The following is a 15,092-nucleotide window of genomic DNA, read 5'->3' as shown; positions in this document are numbered from 1 at the left end:
TGTGGGTTCGTTGGTGGGTTGTTGGGGTTGGGGTCCGGGGTGTGGTGTGGGGGTTCTACGGTGCACCGGTGGGTATCGAGATGCCGCCGGTCGGCGGGGATGTGCGGGCTGGGGCGGAGTTGTCCGGGGTGGTGCTGGCGGAGGTTGATGAGGTCCTGGCCGGTGCGTTGGCGGCGCAGGGTGATGCGGGTGTGCGGGCGTTGGGGCTGCTGCGTGATGCGCGGCGGGCGTTGACGGGGGCGGGGTTCGAGCGGCCGGCGGAGGTGGCCGCGGCGTGTGTGCGGTCCGCGGCGGACGCGTTGCTGGGCCTGCCGGGGGCTCCGCGGTCGGTGGGCCTGCAGGCCGCGGCGGAGGAGGTGTTGGCGGCGGTGGACGCTGTCGGGGCGCCGGGTGCCGCTGCTTCGTGCGGGCGTCGGCTGTCGAGGCCGCCGGCCGGGAGGTGCCGGGCGCCGGGACCGGTGCTGCCGGGACCGGTGCCGGTGATCCGCGGGGTCTGCCGGGTGCGGGGTGGGTCGGGTGGTGGGGCGGCGGAGGTGCTGCGCGGGGAGCTGGCCCGGCCGGGTGGGTATCACCGGGGGCGGGCTCGCGGGATTGTCGAGCGGTTGACGGGTGTCTCGGTGGGCGGGGCGCAGGAGCGGGCGCTGGATGTGTGGGGCGAGGTGTACGGGCTGGCGTCGGGCATTTTGCACGGCCGGGCGGCCGGTCCCGGTGACGCCGTTCTCCTCTACACCGAACTCCTGGGGGCGGCGCGCGAGTTGCTGGTGCCGCTGCCGGAGCGTGCTGCCCGGGTCCTTCAGCTCGCCGCGCTCCAGGGCCCGGGTGCGGCGGATGCCGCCGAGCTGGCCCGCTGGTGGGACCTGCGCGCCGTCGACTTCTTCTTCCGCTCCGAGCCGGCGCCGCTGTGGCTGGGGGTGCTGCAGGAGTACGCGCCGCAGCTGCTGCTGCCGGACCGGGCTGCCGGCGGGCGGTGGCCGGCCGCTGCGTTCCTCGACCACGTCGCCGGCGTCGACCCGGACGCGGTCCGGGAGTGGCTGACGGCGCCGGACGATGAGGACCCTGCGGTCAGCCGGGCGCAGAAGGCCTCCGCGGCCGGCCGCCTGGCCCTTGACGCGCTGCTGGGCCTCGCGCTGGCCCACCCCGACGTCGTCGGCGCCGACCAGGTGCGCGCCGTCCTGGCCGACACCGCGGCGGTGCGAGCGGGCGGGGGCCCGGCGGTGGGGACGACGCTGCGCCTGGCGGCGCGGTGGGCGCGTGCCGTTCCGCGTACGGGGCGGGGGCGGGAGTGGGTCCTGGTGGTGGAGGGACTGCTGGCCGGCGCGGTCGAGGACGAGCACGCCGGCCACCTGGCGTTGCGGGCCGTCGTCGAGCGGGTGGCCGACGCCGAGGCCCGGGCCGCCGGCACCGGGGACGGCGCCGCGGCCGAGGAGCTGGTCGCGGCCGCGCTGGCGGCCGAGGAGGAGATGCGGGAGCGGATCGCCGAGCAGAGCGCGGCACGGCTGCCCGGGCACGAGGTCGCGGTGCTGCTGCGCGAGTTGGTGCGCACGGCCTACCCGGCCGGCCCCGCCGCCAGCGCGCACCCGAACGTCGCGATGATCCGGGCGGTGCTGGCCGGCCTGCTCGCCCGCGACGTCGCGCTGCTGCCCGGGGCCTCCCGGACGCTGGTGTTCGGCGGTGACCTCGACCTGGTGCACGCGGGCGATGCGGCCGCGTACGGCGGTCCCGGGCTGGCGCGCACCGTCCTGGACCTGGCCGCGGCCGACGCGGACGCCGGCGTGGGCCTGGGCTTGCGCACCTGCGCCTGGGCCCGGCTGGCCGCGGTCGACGCTCCGCTGCACGACCGCCTGGTGGCCGCTCATCTCGCCGCCCGGCCGCCCGCACCTGCCGGGCAGTCCCCGACGCCCGCCGCCGGGGACGTGAACGAGTGGTGGGAGCGGGCCCTCGAGCTCACGGCGCGCCTGGTGGCCGCCGGGCCCGGCCCGGAGCCGGCCCGCCTCGTCGACCTCGTGTTCAGGACCTGCCCGCCCGGGCGCGCCGGGGAGTTGGAGACGCGGGTGCGCGCCGCGCTCGGCGCCCCGCCGCCGGCCGCCGCGGTGGAGGAGGTCCTTCCCGCCGGCGCCGACCGGGCGGACGGCCTCGCCGAGCCGCTCGCCTCGTGGCTGCGGGTGTGGGACTGGTCGCCGGTGCTGCCCGCGGGCGTGCTGGCCGGCTGGGAGCTGGTGCTTCACGCGGTGCGCCGGCTGCAGCCCGCCGGCCCGTCCGACCCGCGCACCGCCCCCGTCCTGGAACCGGTCAAGGAGAGCACCGTCCTGGCCGCCGGGGACCTGGAGCAGACGGCCGGCGGCCCGCTCGCGGCCGCCGCAGCGCTGGCCGCGGCACCGGATGCCGGCGCAGACGGCTACGCGATGGTCCTGCACCGCCTCGTCGCCGCCGACCCGGCCGCCTGGACCGCCGATCCGTCCGCCGTCCTGGCCGCCCTGGAGCTGCCGGAGCTCGGCGCGTTCTACCTCGCCGCGGCCGCCCTCCACGCGGAGCGCCCCGGCGCCTTCCCCGGAAGGACGCTCACGGGCGCCGTCACCGCGGCGCTCGGCCTGCGCCGCGCCCTCGACGGCCCGGCCCCCGGCGCCGGCCAGAGGACGGCCGCCGGCCGGGGCGACGGGCTGCTCTTCGCCGACCAGGCCCTGGCCGACCTGCTGACCGCCGTGTGGCGCACCGGGGCCGTCCTGGACGCGGGCCAGGACAAGGACGTCCTGGACCACCTGTACGCCCTGGCCGCCGAGCTCACCCGGCCCGCCGCGCAGAGCACTCCCGCCGCTCCCGCCGGCGACGGGGCCGCGGGCGTTTTTGCGGACGGCGCCCCGTGGCGGGGAGTTCGGGGGAGCCGGCGCTGCTGGGGTCGGATGCGCGGGTGCGGGCGCTGGGGTGCCTGCTCGAGTACGCCGCCGGCCAGGCCCGCGCCCACGGGGAGATGCCGGCCGAGGTGCTCCGGGCGGTGGCCGGCGCGCTTCCCGCGGCCGCCGGCCAGGAGGCGGTGGCCACCGCGATCGGGGTACGGCTGCCGGCCCTGCACCGCTACGCCCCCGCCTTCGCCGCCGAGCACCACGCCGCCCTGTACCGGCTGACCCCGGGCCGGCCCTCGCCGGCCGCGTCGTGGCTGCGCTGGGGCCGCCCAGTGCGCCGCTGCTCGCCGCCCTGGACCGCGCCGGCCTGATCGGCGCGCTGCGCGACGCCCCGGTCTCGCCCAGGGCGCTGCCGGCCGCACCGCGGCCGCGCTGCTGGCCGATCCGGCCCTGCTGGGCGAACCCGCCGCCTGGTGGGCCGAGTTGGCGGGCGCCACCGGCGCCGGGGACGACAGCGCTGAGGGCGTTGCCACGGTCTCGGGCCTGCTAGAGGCGATCGCCGCCGGCACGCCGCACACCGGCGCCGGCAGCCCGCTCCCGCCGGCCGGGCAGGCCCGGGCGGGGGCGGCGGTGGTCCTGTGGCGGGCCGCGCTCGCCGCCGGCCTGCCCGCCGGCGCGCTCGCCGGGGCCGGCGCGTTCGCCGACGCGGACCTCGACGAGGCGGTGTGGCTGGAGCTGATGCGCTCCAGCGCCGAGCACTCCCCGGCCCTGACCGACGCCGACCTCGTCGCGGAGCGCGCCGCCGCCCACCCCGGCCGGCCGGATGCCCTGCTGCTCGCCGCGGTGCTGGTCTCCCAGGCGCCCGGGACCTGGCGGGAGGCGGCCGTACGGCGGCACGCCCGCGCCCTGCTGGACGCCGCAGCCGTGCTGCCCGGGGCCGATCGCCCGGACGCATGGCGGGAGTTGAGGGAGGCGCTGGTCAACGCCGGCGACGTCGACGCCGCACGCCACCCGTAGCCGGCCAGCGCCCGGGCGCCGCCGGGAGAGAGGAGAGGAGAGCCGACGTGCTGGGACGCCGCGTCCACGTCACCGGGCCGGCCCGGCTCAAGCTCGGGGCCGAGCTGAAGAAGGCGTACGACAGGGGGGCCTCGGTCCGGGTGCTCGCCGAGGGCTGCGGGAGGTCGTACGGGTTCGTGCACCGCCTGCTCACCGAGGCCGGGACCACCATGCGCACCCGCGGCGGCGCGAACTCCCGCCGTTCTGCGGCACGCTGACCCGCGGCCGGCCGCGGGGCTCGGCGCTCCCGGGTCCCGGGCCTGCCGTCCCGCCCGGCGCCGCCCGGCGCTGGGGTGCGCCGGCCGACGGGTCCGGGGGCGCCTTGCCGCACCGCGGTGCGCCGAATCGGCTCCGCGGCCTGCGCCTTCGGCGGGCGCTCGCCGTGCCGGTGGGCGGCCCCCGCCGGGAGTGACACATAAAACTTGACGCACAACATCTTGATGGGTAGATTAATGAACGCCCCGAGCGGGGGTGATGTCGTCGCAGGGGAGTGACCAGTGAGCCGGTTCAGCGAGATGCCCGCAAGCCCGAAGCGCGGCGAGAAGGTCGCTCTGCACTGGAGCAGGAAGCGCCGCGCGACGGGGCTGATGATCACCCGGCAGGGCGAGAAGTTCGGCGTGTGGAACATCGCGCCGGTGATGGGCCGCCCGACCGCGTTCATGTTCGACCTCGTGGCCACGGAGGAGGCCGCCCGGCAGATCGCCAACCGGGAATGGGCCGGGATGGCGATGTGAGCACCGCGGGCCCGGGCCGGCGGCATTCCGCGGGCCCGGGCACACACGGGTGACGGGGGCGTCCCGCCACCCCCAACGGCCAACCCTGCGAGTAGAGATGGACACCTGATGACCGAGCGCACCGCCATGGCTGTTCCGGCTGCTGCGGGGATGACGCGGGACCGGCACGCCCCGGCGGGACCGGTCCTGGACACCCCGCTTCAGGAGCCGGTGCAGACGCCTCAGACCGCGCCGGAGGGCACCCCGGACAACGCGCGCCGGCTGATCGGCGCGAGCGGCACCGGGCGCGCGTACGCGACCGGGAGCGGCGACCGGCTGCGGATCGAGTCGGCGGACGGCCGCCTGGCCTACACGCTGCCCACGGTGCCCGACTGGGCGCACCAGCAGGCGAGGGACGGATTCGCGGCGCTGGCCCGGGAGTTGGCCGGTGAAGTCGAAAAGCGCGGTGCGGGTACGCCGGAGTTCAGCGAGCGCCCGGTGGACATGTGGCCGGGCGAGCCGCAGGAGTTCGAGGAGTTCGCCCCGGCCGGCTACGCCCCGGGCGTGATGCTGGCGTGGTCCGTGGACGGGGTCCGGTACACCGGCCAGGTGTGGGCGAACCGCGTGCAGTCCGGGCGCTGGAACGGCCACCGGGGCCAGACCTCGGCGGTGGTGGTGGCCACGGTCGGCGGCCGCCGGGCCCGGCGTGACGAGGCGGTGTGCCTGCCGCTCCTGCACGGCCGAAAGCACCCGCGCGCCTTCGTGGCCACGGCCCACGGGAGCGCCGACGTCGAGGTGATCGCCCCGCGGTGCGCGTCCGAGGGCCTGTTCGACGTGGTGGCCACGGCCGGCGACCCGGTCGAGGAATGGGAGTCGGAGGGCGGCTACGTGCCGCCTGCCGGCCTTCCGGCGGAGCCCGCCGACGCGGTCGAGCCGGCCCCGGCCAAGACGTCCGGGGATGCCGGCGCTCCGGCGGAGGTCCCGGCCGGCAAGCACTGCCCGCGCTGCGACCGGAACGCCCTGTACGGCATCGAGTGCTCGTACTGCGGCCACATCATCATCACGGCCTGGGTGACCACGCCGTGCCATCCGCCGGCCTGGTCCGAGGGGTGTTGCCCGACGTGCTTCACCACCGACCCGGAGGTGTGGGAGATCAGCGGCCGGCTGAAGTGCACGGTCTGCGCGGAGGGCCGCAGCCGCTGGGGCGACCAGGTGAAGGCCGGACCGGGGTGGCGCGGGCGGGCGCGCCGTGTCCTGGCGTGGGCCGACGACCCGGGGGAGCTGTCGTACGCCACCGCGTACGCGGACGACGCCGACAAGGATCCGGCCGCACTGCCCGGCGTGCTGGTGTCCCCACGCTGACCTGCGCGACCACCGCCCAGACGATCACCCGACTGCGCGCCGTCGAACCCCCGGGGGCCCGCCCGCCCAGGGAGAAGATGGCCGAGGCCGGCGGCGCTCTCCCGCAGCCGGGGGGCGCGGGCCGGGAGGAGACGGCGATGGCGGGGTGGACACGCCTGGTGGCCGCGCTGGCCAGGCGGCGCCGCACCGGCACCCCCGCCGACGCCCCGGTACGCGCTGAGCCCGCCGGGCGCCCGCCCGGCGCCGGCGCCCTGGGCGGCGGGCGCTCGGCGGGTACGGCGGACGGGCCCCGCCCGTTTCCCGCGCCGCACCCGGCCCGCGCGGTCCCGGTCCCGGTGGTGCCGGCCGATCAGTGGCAGGCCCGCCGTACCCCGCAACTGCTGTACGCGCGGATGTCGAACGCCGAGCGGGCCCGGCTGCTGCGGCAGCGCCCCGACTGCGAGCTGTGCGTGCGCAGGGAGTCGGCCGCCGTCGACCACGACGCGGGGACGGGCCGGGTGCGGGGTGTGCTGTGCAGGAGCTGCAACAGCTGGCTGGGGTCGATGGAGGCGGCGCTGTGCGTGCCCCGGAACCGGATGCAGACGCAGGCGGCCTACCTGCACTGGCGGTTCGAGGCCGGCGGCACGGCCGCGCTGGCCTGGTACCGGGGGGAGCTGTCCTATCTGGGCCTGAGCGAGCAGGAGTTCGCGGACGGCCTGCGCCGGGTGCGCCGGCTGCTGGCCGTCCCCTGCGTGTACTGGACCGACGACGGCCAGCCGCCCTCCCGCGACACCCAGTGGACGAAGACCGGCCCGCTTCAGGACGCCGAGGAGGCGGACCGCCACCACCGCCGTCTCCGGCACGCCCTGGGAGACGGGAACGTCGTCGTGACCGCGTTCGAGCCGGACGACGGGGTCAACAGCCCGGCCCCGCGCGGCCTGGTCAAGCCCTTCACCGGCGACGCCTGCTCGGTGTACGGGTACAGGGCCTGACCGCCGTACGGTGCCGCGGCCTGCTGCTCCAGGGCGTTCGGCAACGTTCGCCGGCGTTCGGCGGTGTTCGCTTCCACCGTGTGCGAGTCGGCCCCACCGCGGTCCGTGAGGCCGCCACGGCATCGCGCCGCGCGGGCCCGCAGCTCGACCGACCTGCCGCTGCGCGCCCACGAGCTCGGGCGCCGGTCGGGCACTCGTAGCTTGCCGCCACCACCCGCTCCTGCACCACGTCACAACAGCGAACTACCTGGTCACGCAGTACAAGCGCGCTCATATAGCGCGCTGTTTGTACGCGCTTCCCTGTCGCGCAGAAGGAGCGTGTAAGGGGTGCGCGCTCGTCATGCTCGGTCATCAGGTGGTCGCTTCCGGTCGGTTGCGGTCGTGGGCGTGGATCGGCTGACCTGGGTCTGGTGGAGCCAGTAGGGTCCCGGGGCGTGAATGACACGAGGAAAATTCGGCTGGTGCCGACGGGGGACTGCTTCTGCGGGTGCGGGGCGGAGGCGGAGATCGGCCGGTGGTTCGTGCGGGGGCACGACATCACGGCGGCCGCGGCGCTGCGCGCGCTGCAGGGGATGAGGCTGCCTCAGCAGCTGGTGTCGCTGGGGTTCGGCCCGGAGCGGTCGGTCGTCCAGGCGGCGGTCGACGAGGCGGGCTGGGTGCGCTGCCCGGGGTGTGCGTACGCCGGTACGCCGGCCAATCTGGCCGCCCACACCCGCGCTGGCTCCTGCACCGCCGGTACGCCGGGCGACGAGCAGCAGCCGCACGCCCAACCCGAACCGGAGTCCGGAGCCGAGCCGGCGGTGGCGGAGCAGGGGCCCGCGGCGCCGGCCGACAGCGCGGCCCCGGCCCCGGCGCCGGTGCGGGCCGAGTCCGGGCCGCCCGGGGCCGGCTGCTGCCCGGCGCGGACGATCCGTCGTGGGAGGAGGTGCCGCTGCATCTGCGCCAGCGCCTGCGGGGGCCGGCGCACCAGCTGGTGACGCCCGTGCAAGGGGTGTTGAAGAAGCGCGAGAGCCGGCGCCTGCTTGCCGCGGTGCGGGCGGCCGGCCGGATGAGGGTGACCGGCGCGCAGTGGCTCCTGCTGCTGACCGCCTCCCGGGAGGACTTCGGCAGCTCGCGCAGCCAGCGGGCCCGCGCGCTCTACGAGGCGCTGGAGCAGGTGGCGGCCCAGCACGCGGCGCCCGCCGCGGAACAGGACGCCGCGGCCGGCTGAACCGTCCCCGGGCCGCACCGGCACCCTCCGTCCGCCGCCGGCGGGTCCGGCCGTTGCGCCTCGACTCGCCGCCGGTCGTGCAGCCCCTGCGCCCTTTCTACTGCGCGGCCTCGGCGCGGCTGATGAGGGCGGTGAGTTCGGCCCGCAGGTCCCGCCCGTCGCCGGGCTCGGCCTGGCGTTGCAGGTCTTCGATCTCGTCGGCGGTGAGGCTGTCGATCCACGCGATCATGCTGTCGGTGGCGGCCTGCTCCTCGTCCCGCAGCTGCTGGTCGTACCAGTCGAGTTCCGGTTCGGGAGCGATCCAGGGCCGCGCGGGCTCCTCGGTCTCCTCGACCAGGTCGATGATCTCGCACGGGTAGCCGACGCCCGTGAAGTCGTCCTCCTCCAGCGGGTTGGTGATCCGCCGGCGGGCCGAGAGCAGCGCCTGCAGGGCGGCCTCGCTCGCGTGGCAGGCGGCGACGAACGCGGTCAGCAGCCGTTCGCTGGGCAGCCGTTTGTCGGTCAGGGCCAGGTGGAGCGCACTGGCGGAGAGGCGGCCGGCGGTCTGCGGCGCCGCCGCGAGCTCGCGCAGGGACGGGTTGCCGGCTTCCTCCCGTATCCGCTGCATGGCCCGGGTCAGCCCGGCCTGGGTGGTGATGTGGCCCGGCACCCAGGTAACGCGACGCGGGCGGGGCTGCGTTCGCCGGCGAACGGCGCTGGCGGCGGCCTCCCACAAGGCCCGGCCCGTCTGTTCGGCGCTGTGCACCTCGAGCGCGTCGGCGCCGCGGCTCGCTCCGGCGGCGTGGGCCTGTGCGTGGACGGCGCCGTGCGCGAAGGCCACGACCACGCGGAGGGCGGGAAGCCGGCCGTCCAGGGTCTGGCGCACGGCCCGGCGCAGAGTGCGCTCGGAGACGTGCTGTCCGTGCTCGCCCGCGCGGCGGACGAGGGTGTCGTAGGTGAACGCGCCCTTGATGCCGCGCAGCCAGCCCCGCAGGAGCGCCAGCTCGACCGTTTCGGCAGCCGAGGCGCTCATCGGCCGGCGCCGAGGAGCGCGGCGAGCAGCTGGTGCGCGCGGTGGGGGAGCAGCAGCCAGCCGGCGGCCGAGGCGATCGCGGTCAGGACGGCGGGGATGGGCCGCTCCAGGACGGCGAGCACCGTCACCGCGGTGATCGCGGTGACGACGACGGCCGCCTCCCCCGGGCCCAGGCGCCCGGTGCCCGATGAGGGCGCCAGGGCGGTCTCGGGCAGGGCGGGCTCGTCCGGCGGGGCGGTGGGCATGGCGGTGCCTCCAGGGAGGGGGTGCGCGGGTGCTGGGCCAGGCCGGGGGAGTTGCCGTCCGGCGCGGTGACGACGATGGTGGCAGCGCCGGTGCCCGGGACGCGACCCGGCCGCCGCCGGTCCCGGAAGGTACGTCGGTTGCCTCCCGCGCGCGCGTCGCAGGTCGCGGCCGAGAAACGGACAAAGAGCCGTCCACCTCGCCTGCGGCGGCGGTGGACGGCCAGGCCGGCGCCGGCCGGGGGCCGGGCCGAGCCCGTGCGGGTCTGAGGCCTGAGCAGGCACCCTCCGTACGCGGCCGGCCGGATCAGGCCCGCTGCGCCCGCCGGCGTCGTCGTGGGGTCTGCGGGTGGCTGTCCGCCGCGCTGGGCCGCGCGGGCTGCTACTCGGGCCGCGGCGTGTCCGTGCCGGTGTTCTGCCGGATCCCGAGGGCCGTCGCGACCTCGTCGAAGACGTCGGGGTCGACGGGCCTGGGGGTGTCGAACGGCCAGTCCAGATCGACGATGGCCGGGCGGTAGGGGGCAGGGAAGAGCTCGTGCACGGGCAGGTCGACGGGAAGGACCCGCGGTCCGTACGTCTGGGCGAGGAGCCGGGCGAAGCCGGCCGCGTCCGTACGGGTCTTGCCCGCGCCCCCGGGCCGGACGTGCTTGTCCAGCAGCAGCTGCCGCGCCAGGTTCTCGAGGTCCGGGATCCGGCCGGCGGCGTACGGGGCGGTCAGGGCGCGGGCCTGGCCGGCGGTCATGCCCGTGGCGGCGACGAGGGCCCGGACGGTGTCGTCGGGCAGGCCGGCGGCGAGGTCGTCCAGGCGCTCGGTGGCCGAGGCGCCGGGCTCAAGGCCCAGGAGCTCCATCGCGCGGTGCCGCTGGACGCCTGCCGCGGCGGCGACGCGCTGCACGTAGTCGTCGAGCCGCTCGGCGGGGCGGGGCAGGGGAGCGCCGGGGATCCGGCCGGGGAGGCCGGGCCGGCGGCCGGAGCGGGCGGTGACGGCCTGGCGGGCCTGGTCCAGGGTGGTGCCGGGGTGGGCCCGCTGGTAGGCGCGTACGGCGCGGTTGTGCTCCCGGTTGCGGGGGTCGGTCATGACGTCCGTCCTCGTCCGGCCTGCTGCCCCACACGCGCCGGCCGCCTTGGAGGAGGGCATGACACAGATGCTCGCGCGAGTCTCAGACGTCTGCGGTCCCCTTCGACGGTGTGGGCGTCGAGGTGTCGGACCGGGCGCGGCGCGGTTGCCCTGTGGTGCGCGGCCATCGTAGCGAGCGCCCCGGACGCGGCGAAGCTCCGCCCGGGCCCGGGGCGAGGGGGCGCTCACGTCTCGTCCCAGTCCTCCCAGCGGGGGCAGCTGAGGCGGATGCTGAAGGTGTAGGTGGCGTCGCCGGCGCGCACGAGGCGGACGATCGGCGCGTACTGGTGGGTGGCGAGGAACTGGCAGACGGTCAGGCTGGCGTGCGTGCTGTCGTCGGCGGTGCGGTCGAGGGGGCGGAGCGCTTCGCCGGGGTAGGGCGGCCACTGGTAGGCGCCGAGCACCTCGGCCTGCGTCCACGTCCAGCCGTTGGCGGCGGTCGGGGTGGCGGCGCGTACGCGGATCACGTCGGCGTCGTCGGGGACGAGGGCGCGCAGCGTGTCGACGGCGGGGGTGCGGCGGGGCTGGGCAGGGCTGGCGTACGGGCCCATGTGGGGCGGCTCCTGGAGGAGTTGGCGGGATCGGGAACGCGGGGAGGGGCGGATGCCCGCCAGGCCGGCCCGGTCGAGTGGCCGGGCATGGCGGGGCGCGGTGGGCGTCAGCGGCGCTTGCGGCGGCGGCGGGGCCGGGAGTGCTCCCCGGCGAGGGTGCGTTCGCGCGTCGTGACCGTGTACTCGCGTTCGCGCAGGTCGAAGACCACCCACGGGCTGTTGCCGAAGTTGCTGGAGGCGTACGGCTGGTGCTGCCAGTTGTTGCAGGTGCCGTAGCGGTCGTGGAAGTCGGGGTGGAGGCCGGCGTCGGCGAGGGCGTTCAGGGCGTCCGCGAGGTTCTGCCACAGGGCGGTGTCGGGCTTCGTGGTGGTGTCCATCGGATGGGCGCTCCGGTTCTGTGCGGGGTGGTGCCGGCGGCCCGCCGTCGCCCGGCCCGGCCGAGCGGCCGGGGCGCGGCGGGCGGGCGCCTGCTGGAGGGAGCCGGTCAGGCGGTGCGGGCCACTTCGCGGCGCCAGAGGCGCTCCTCGCAGCGGCGGACCTGGCGGCGGTGCTTGGGACCCTTCTCGCCCTCGTCGCCGTACCGGTGGGAGAGCACCTTGCTGCCCACCGTTCCGGTCGGGGCCTGGCGGTACTTGCGGCTCTTCGCGCGGCCGGTGCGCGGTACGGGTGCGGACCTCATGCTGCGCCCCTTTCTCGGGCGGGGTGCCGGGAAGCCACCGGCGGGATGGTGTACGGCTCGTCGTGCCCGGTGGTGGCCGGGGTGGCCCCGCGCACAGGGCCACCCCGGAGCGGGTCTAGCGGGCGGGGGCCGGGTGGGGGACGAGGGCGAGCCACTGGCTGCCCAGGGCGGTGACCACCTCGGTCGCGGGCCGGTGGGAGGGCAGGCCCGAGTCCCGGTGCTCGCCGGGCGCGCGGAAGTGGATCTCACGGACGGTCACGGCAACGTCGTCCACCAGGACGAGGTCTCCGGGCTGGAGGTCCGGGTCCGAGATCGGCTTGGCCGTCTTGCGCAGCTCGTCCTGCGCCAGGTGTCCGCGTGCCCACTCGACGAGCTCGTCGAACACGACGTCGATCTCGCCGCGCTCGGAGTGGTGGCGCGGGTAGTAGTCCGCGTCGGAGCCGCGCGCCACCGTTTCGCGCGCCGTCTCCAGCATTTCTACGAGCTTGGCGATGTCGACCGGGCGGGCGGTGGTGCGGGGCATGGCTGCTCCTTGCTGGAAGTAGGTGCTGGCCGGTGGGGACTTGGCGGTTGTCAGACCGGGTGTCCGTCCTTGCCGCTATATTCATTATTCTACCTCACGGGATGTTCGAAGGCAAGTTTTATGTGTCATTCGGGGTGTGGGTCACGACCATGGAACGCGGACCGAACCTCGGCCGCGCCCCCAGTCCGCGGCCGAACCGTCTGCCATCCGCGGCGTCCATGCTGCTGAAGTGCGGAAACACCGACTCCTTCGGTGCCCCTCTCGAAGCTCGGCCGGCACTTCGCGGGGCTGGCTTCAGGCCCAGGACACGGCGCGCCCCTGGCCCGCGCACCACACGGCCAGGGCGTGGAGTTCGGTGAGGCGGGTCTGGAGGTATCCGGCCGGGCGGCCGCAGTCGATGACGTTGCCGTCCTGCACGGGCGGTACTCCTGCGTCGGCGGGCTCAAGGGCCAGGGCGATCAGGCAGCGGCCGAGGAAGTCTTCGGCCATTCCACTGCCGGACAGGTCGTCGCTGTTCAGGCCGAGTGCGTCGAGAATGCGGCGCGCGTTGCTGTTGGAGAGATTGATCTCGGGGATGTCGTCCCCGGCCGGGTCGAGACTGAGGATGAACGGGCGGCAGCGGCCCGGGTACTCGCAGCCGGGGAGTTCGACCAGGAGGGGCTCCGCCGGGTAGGCCGCCTGGGCCGCGTCGTACGTGGCGTACGGGAACGCGGCCGCCTTCGCCGCCGGGCAGACGCAGCTGATGATGAATGCCGAGCCGGCGACGTGGGCGGCGGTGAAGGTGACGGACATGGTGCGCTCCTCGCTCTCGTAGGGGACGTCCCCGGCGGGTCGTGGTGCTCGGTGCCGGAAGCCGGCCGTGCCGGGCGATCCGGCGCCGACGCGCGCGGCGGGTCTCAGGGAGTGGTGAGCTTGGCGAAGGGCGTGAAGTCCACGACGACGACCTGCTCGCTGGGCTCGACGGGGATCTCGGCGCGGTCGCGCGTCGCGAAGTCGCAGTTGCCGACCTTGAAGCCGTCGATCACCTGGCGCAGGCGGCTGCACTGGAACCGCGCCGTGGTGGAGGCGAGGACGATCGTGCCCTTCTGGCAGTCGGGGCAGGTGATCCGGCGGAAGTTGGGGCCGGGGTTCAGCACGGGAGTCTCCAGGCAGGTCAGGTGCGGGGGCTGACGGTGATGGTGAAGTCGGTGCCGTCTTCGAGCTCGACGCCGAGGGCGGCGGTGCTGGGGATGAGCCAGGTCTGGCCGATGCCCGCCTCGCCGGTGAGCCAGGCACGGATCCGCTCGGCGAGCGCCTGGTGCGCCGCAGCGCCGGACGCGGTGGCGGGCGGGAGGACGTCGCCGGTGGAGACGGTGACGGCGGCCAGCAGGCCGTCGGCCAGCCGTACGGCGACGGTGCCGGGGGCGGCGGGGCGGATCACGGCGTCGGCGACGTCGTCCTGGGCGGTGAGCCAGGTGCGCAGTTCCCCGGCGGTGGTGGCGCGCAGGGAGGCGTTGCGTGCGGCTTCCCGCTCACGAGCGGCGTCGATCTCGGCCTGGGAGAACAGGGGCACGTGAACCTCCGGGGGGATGGCTGCTTCGCGGCGGGCGGGTCGGGGTGGCGCTCGGGCCGGACACCCCCGCCGATGTATTCATTAGTCTACCTCCAGACTGTCGCCGCGGTCAAGTTTTATGTGTCATGCGGTGGTGCTCGCCTCGCTGCCGAGCCGTCCAAGTGCGGCCATCCCGGCGCCCGTTCAGCCGGCGGGATGGCCGCGGAGCGCGGAGCCAGCCCAGCACGGCCACGCCCGAGTCCGAAGGACGCGCACCGCCCCGTCGCCCCCCGTGGTGTCCCCCCTCTGAACTGCGAAAACGACACGTTCCGGCTCTTCCACGCGCAGGCCACGCGAGCCGGTGAGCCGCTCCCGGCCGCCTCGGCCGTCTCGGCACCACGGAGCCCCCGGGCGCCGCTGGAGCGCCGCCGCGGAGCGCGCGCGGCCAGCGGCGTGCGCCCTGTTCCGCACCGCCCGCCCGGCCGTAGCGTCGTTGCGGCGCCGCGCCGCTGCGCCAGGAGGTGAAGGAGGCCCGAGTGGAGCGACGGAGCGTACTGATGGCCGGAGTTGGGCTGGGGGCCGGCGCCTTCGCCGCGCCCGCGGCAGCGTGGGCTGCTCCCGTACCGGGGCTGTCCGCCGGCGACGTCGCCGCGGCCCGCCGGCTGTTCGCCGCCAGCGCCTACGCGCGGCTCGGCGAGGTGCTGCCGCTGCTCCTGGCCGCCGCCGCCCGCAGCGCCGAGCAGGGCCCGGCCGGTGCCGCCCAGGGGGTGCTGGCCTCCCAGCTCGCCGTCAAGCAGGGACGCACCGAGCCCGCCGGCACTTACGCGGAACGGGCCGGCGCCGCGGCCCGCCGCTCCGGGGACCCGGTGGCGCTCGCTGCCGCGGCCCGCGCTGCCGCGACCCCGCTGCGCCGTACCGGCCGCACCGACGAGGCCCTGCACCTGCTGGAAGAGGCCCGCGCCCACCTGACGGCCGGCTCCCGGCCCACCACGGCCGGCCTGGAAGCAGCGGGCATGGCGGCGCTCACCGCCGCCTACACCGCCGCCCAGGCCCACCGGCCCGCCACCGCCTACGAGTTCGCGGCCCAGGCCGAGGAGATCACCCACCACCTCGCCCGCCGCCCCGATGCCGCCGGCCCCCGACGGGAGCTGACCGCGGTTCAGTGCGCCCTGTACCGGATCGGGATCCACCGCCACCTCGGCGACCTCGACACCGCCCTCGCCCACGCCCGCCGGCTGCGCCCCGCCCTGCTGCCCACCGCCGAGCGCCGGCCCGCGCCGCCACCGAC

At 76.5% G+C, this 15,092-nt stretch carries 19 protein-coding genes; 9 read left to right on the top strand and 10 right to left on the bottom strand.

The window, feature by feature from the left end; translation table 11 throughout:
• Nucleotides 1–602 precede the first annotated feature (602 nt).
• The 8 genes from BS72_RS36960 to BS72_RS00315 all read left to right on the top strand — a co-directional run bounded on the left by BS72_RS36960 (nt 603) and on the right by BS72_RS00315 (nt 8,149).
• On the top strand, nt 603–3,119 hold the full coding sequence (locus tag BS72_RS36960) for a hypothetical protein (protein ID WP_232792165.1): 2,517 nt from the start codon (nt 603–605) through the stop codon (nt 3,117–3,119).
• A 201-nt stretch (nt 3,120–3,320) separates the two neighbouring features.
• On the top strand, nt 3,321–3,854 hold the full coding sequence (locus BS72_RS37605; RefSeq protein ID WP_232792164.1) for a hypothetical protein: 534 nt from the start codon (nt 3,321–3,323) through the stop codon (nt 3,852–3,854).
• Nucleotides 3,855–3,901: 47 nt separating this feature from the next.
• Complete coding sequence (locus BS72_RS00340; protein WP_037905128.1) at nt 3,902–4,111, top strand: helix-turn-helix domain-containing protein; 210 nt, start codon at nt 3,902–3,904, stop codon at nt 4,109–4,111.
• Between the two features lie 279 nt (nt 4,112–4,390).
• The gene (locus tag BS72_RS00335; RefSeq protein ID WP_037905125.1) at nt 4,391–4,627 is read left to right on the top strand and encodes a hypothetical protein; all 237 of its coding nucleotides are present in this window, start codon (nt 4,391–4,393) and stop codon (nt 4,625–4,627) included.
• A 108-nt stretch (nt 4,628–4,735) separates the two neighbouring features.
• Nucleotides 4,736–5,968, top strand: a complete 1,233-nt coding sequence (locus BS72_RS36955; protein WP_157856128.1) for a hypothetical protein — start codon at nt 4,736–4,738, stop codon at nt 5,966–5,968.
• A 137-nt stretch (nt 5,969–6,105) separates the two neighbouring features.
• A complete protein-coding gene (locus BS72_RS36950) occupies nt 6,106–6,939 on the top strand; it encodes an endonuclease domain-containing protein (RefSeq protein WP_198545726.1) in 834 nt (277 codons plus the stop codon).
• A 434-nt stretch (nt 6,940–7,373) separates the two neighbouring features.
• On the top strand, nt 7,374–7,916 hold the full coding sequence (locus BS72_RS00320; RefSeq protein ID WP_157856094.1) for a hypothetical protein: 543 nt from the start codon (nt 7,374–7,376) through the stop codon (nt 7,914–7,916).
• A gap of 5 nt (nt 7,917–7,921) precedes the next feature.
• Nucleotides 7,922–8,149: a hypothetical protein gene (locus BS72_RS00315; RefSeq protein WP_157856093.1), complete on the top strand. Its 228-nt coding sequence runs from the start codon at nt 7,922–7,924 to the stop codon at nt 8,147–8,149.
• A gap of 97 nt (nt 8,150–8,246) precedes the next feature.
• On the opposite strand, the gene BS72_RS00310 is transcribed toward BS72_RS00315, so the two are convergent.
• The 10 genes from BS72_RS00310 to BS72_RS00265 all read right to left on the bottom strand — a co-directional run bounded on the left by BS72_RS00310 (nt 8,247) and on the right by BS72_RS00265 (nt 13,825).
• The gene (locus BS72_RS00310; protein ID WP_037905113.1) at nt 8,247–9,161 is read right to left on the bottom strand and encodes a hypothetical protein; all 915 of its coding nucleotides are present in this window, start codon (nt 9,159–9,161) and stop codon (nt 8,247–8,249) included.
• Entirely contained in the window at nt 9,158–9,406 is a 249-nt protein-coding gene (locus BS72_RS35030; protein ID WP_037905111.1) for a hypothetical protein, read from the bottom strand. The genes BS72_RS00310 and BS72_RS35030 overlap by 4 nt, the downstream gene beginning before the upstream one ends.
• A 379-nt stretch (nt 9,407–9,785) precedes the next feature.
• Nucleotides 9,786–10,481, bottom strand: a complete 696-nt coding sequence (locus tag BS72_RS00300) for a hypothetical protein (protein WP_037905109.1) — start codon at nt 10,479–10,481, stop codon at nt 9,786–9,788.
• A 224-nt stretch (nt 10,482–10,705) separates the two neighbouring features.
• A complete protein-coding gene (locus BS72_RS00295) occupies nt 10,706–11,071 on the bottom strand; it encodes a hypothetical protein (protein WP_037905107.1) in 366 nt (121 codons plus the stop codon).
• A 107-nt stretch (nt 11,072–11,178) separates the two neighbouring features.
• Nucleotides 11,179–11,448, bottom strand: a complete 270-nt coding sequence (locus tag BS72_RS00290) for a hypothetical protein (RefSeq protein ID WP_037905104.1) — start codon at nt 11,446–11,448, stop codon at nt 11,179–11,181.
• A gap of 107 nt (nt 11,449–11,555) precedes the next feature.
• The gene (locus BS72_RS00285; protein WP_037905102.1) at nt 11,556–11,750 is read right to left on the bottom strand and encodes a hypothetical protein; all 195 of its coding nucleotides are present in this window, start codon (nt 11,748–11,750) and stop codon (nt 11,556–11,558) included.
• A 115-nt stretch (nt 11,751–11,865) separates the two neighbouring features.
• The gene (locus tag BS72_RS00280) at nt 11,866–12,273 is read right to left on the bottom strand and encodes a hypothetical protein (RefSeq protein ID WP_037905099.1); all 408 of its coding nucleotides are present in this window, start codon (nt 12,271–12,273) and stop codon (nt 11,866–11,868) included.
• A 294-nt stretch (nt 12,274–12,567) separates the two neighbouring features.
• Complete coding sequence (locus BS72_RS33400; protein WP_051950316.1) at nt 12,568–13,065, bottom strand: hypothetical protein; 498 nt, start codon at nt 13,063–13,065, stop codon at nt 12,568–12,570.
• Nucleotides 13,066–13,169: 104 nt separating this feature from the next.
• The gene (locus BS72_RS00270; RefSeq protein WP_037905097.1) at nt 13,170–13,409 is read right to left on the bottom strand and encodes a hypothetical protein; all 240 of its coding nucleotides are present in this window, start codon (nt 13,407–13,409) and stop codon (nt 13,170–13,172) included.
• 17 nt (nt 13,410–13,426) lie between these two features.
• Nucleotides 13,427–13,825 carry a hypothetical protein gene (locus tag BS72_RS00265; protein ID WP_037905094.1) on the bottom strand — a complete coding sequence of 133 codons (399 nt, stop codon included), beginning with the start codon at nt 13,823–13,825 and terminating at the stop codon, nt 13,427–13,429.
• Between the two features lie 515 nt (nt 13,826–14,340).
• Between BS72_RS00265 and BS72_RS00260 the strand changes: the two genes are divergently transcribed.
• On the top strand, nt 14,341–15,092 hold a 752-nt coding region (locus BS72_RS00260; RefSeq protein ID WP_232792163.1), incomplete at its 3' end, for a transcriptional regulator.

The organism is Actinacidiphila yeochonensis CN732 (genome assembly GCF_000745345.1).
Taxonomy (GTDB): Bacteria; Actinomycetota; Actinomycetes; order Streptomycetales; family Streptomycetaceae; genus Actinacidiphila; species Actinacidiphila yeochonensis.
The sequence above is the reverse complement of the archived record's forward strand: the minus strand, read 5'-3'. Positions and strand labels throughout refer to the sequence as shown.

Coding starts and splice junctions, on each gene's coding strand:
- BS72_RS36955 (WP_157856128.1), top strand. CDS start 4,736: ATGACCGAGCGCACCGCCATGGCTGTTCCGGCTGCTGCGGGGATGACG.
- BS72_RS36950 (WP_198545726.1), top strand. CDS start 6,106: ATGGCGGGGTGGACACGCCTGGTGGCCGCGCTGGCCAGGCGGCGCCGC.
- BS72_RS00310 (WP_037905113.1), bottom strand. CDS start 9,161: ATGAGCGCCTCGGCTGCCGAAACGGTCGAGCTGGCGCTCCTGCGGGGC.
- BS72_RS35030 (WP_037905111.1), bottom strand. CDS start 9,406: ATGCCCACCGCCCCGCCGGACGAGCCCGCCCTGCCCGAGACCGCCCTG.
- BS72_RS00300 (WP_037905109.1), bottom strand. CDS start 10,481: ATGACCGACCCCCGCAACCGGGAGCACAACCGCGCCGTACGCGCCTAC.
- BS72_RS00295 (WP_037905107.1), bottom strand. CDS start 11,071: ATGGGCCCGTACGCCAGCCCTGCCCAGCCCCGCCGCACCCCCGCCGTC.
- BS72_RS00290 (WP_037905104.1), bottom strand. CDS start 11,448: ATGGACACCACCACGAAGCCCGACACCGCCCTGTGGCAGAACCTCGCG.
- BS72_RS00285 (WP_037905102.1), bottom strand. CDS start 11,750: ATGAGGTCCGCACCCGTACCGCGCACCGGCCGCGCGAAGAGCCGCAAG.
- BS72_RS00280 (WP_037905099.1), bottom strand. CDS start 12,273: ATGCCCCGCACCACCGCCCGCCCGGTCGACATCGCCAAGCTCGTAGAA.
- BS72_RS33400 (WP_051950316.1), bottom strand. CDS start 13,065: ATGTCCGTCACCTTCACCGCCGCCCACGTCGCCGGCTCGGCATTCATC.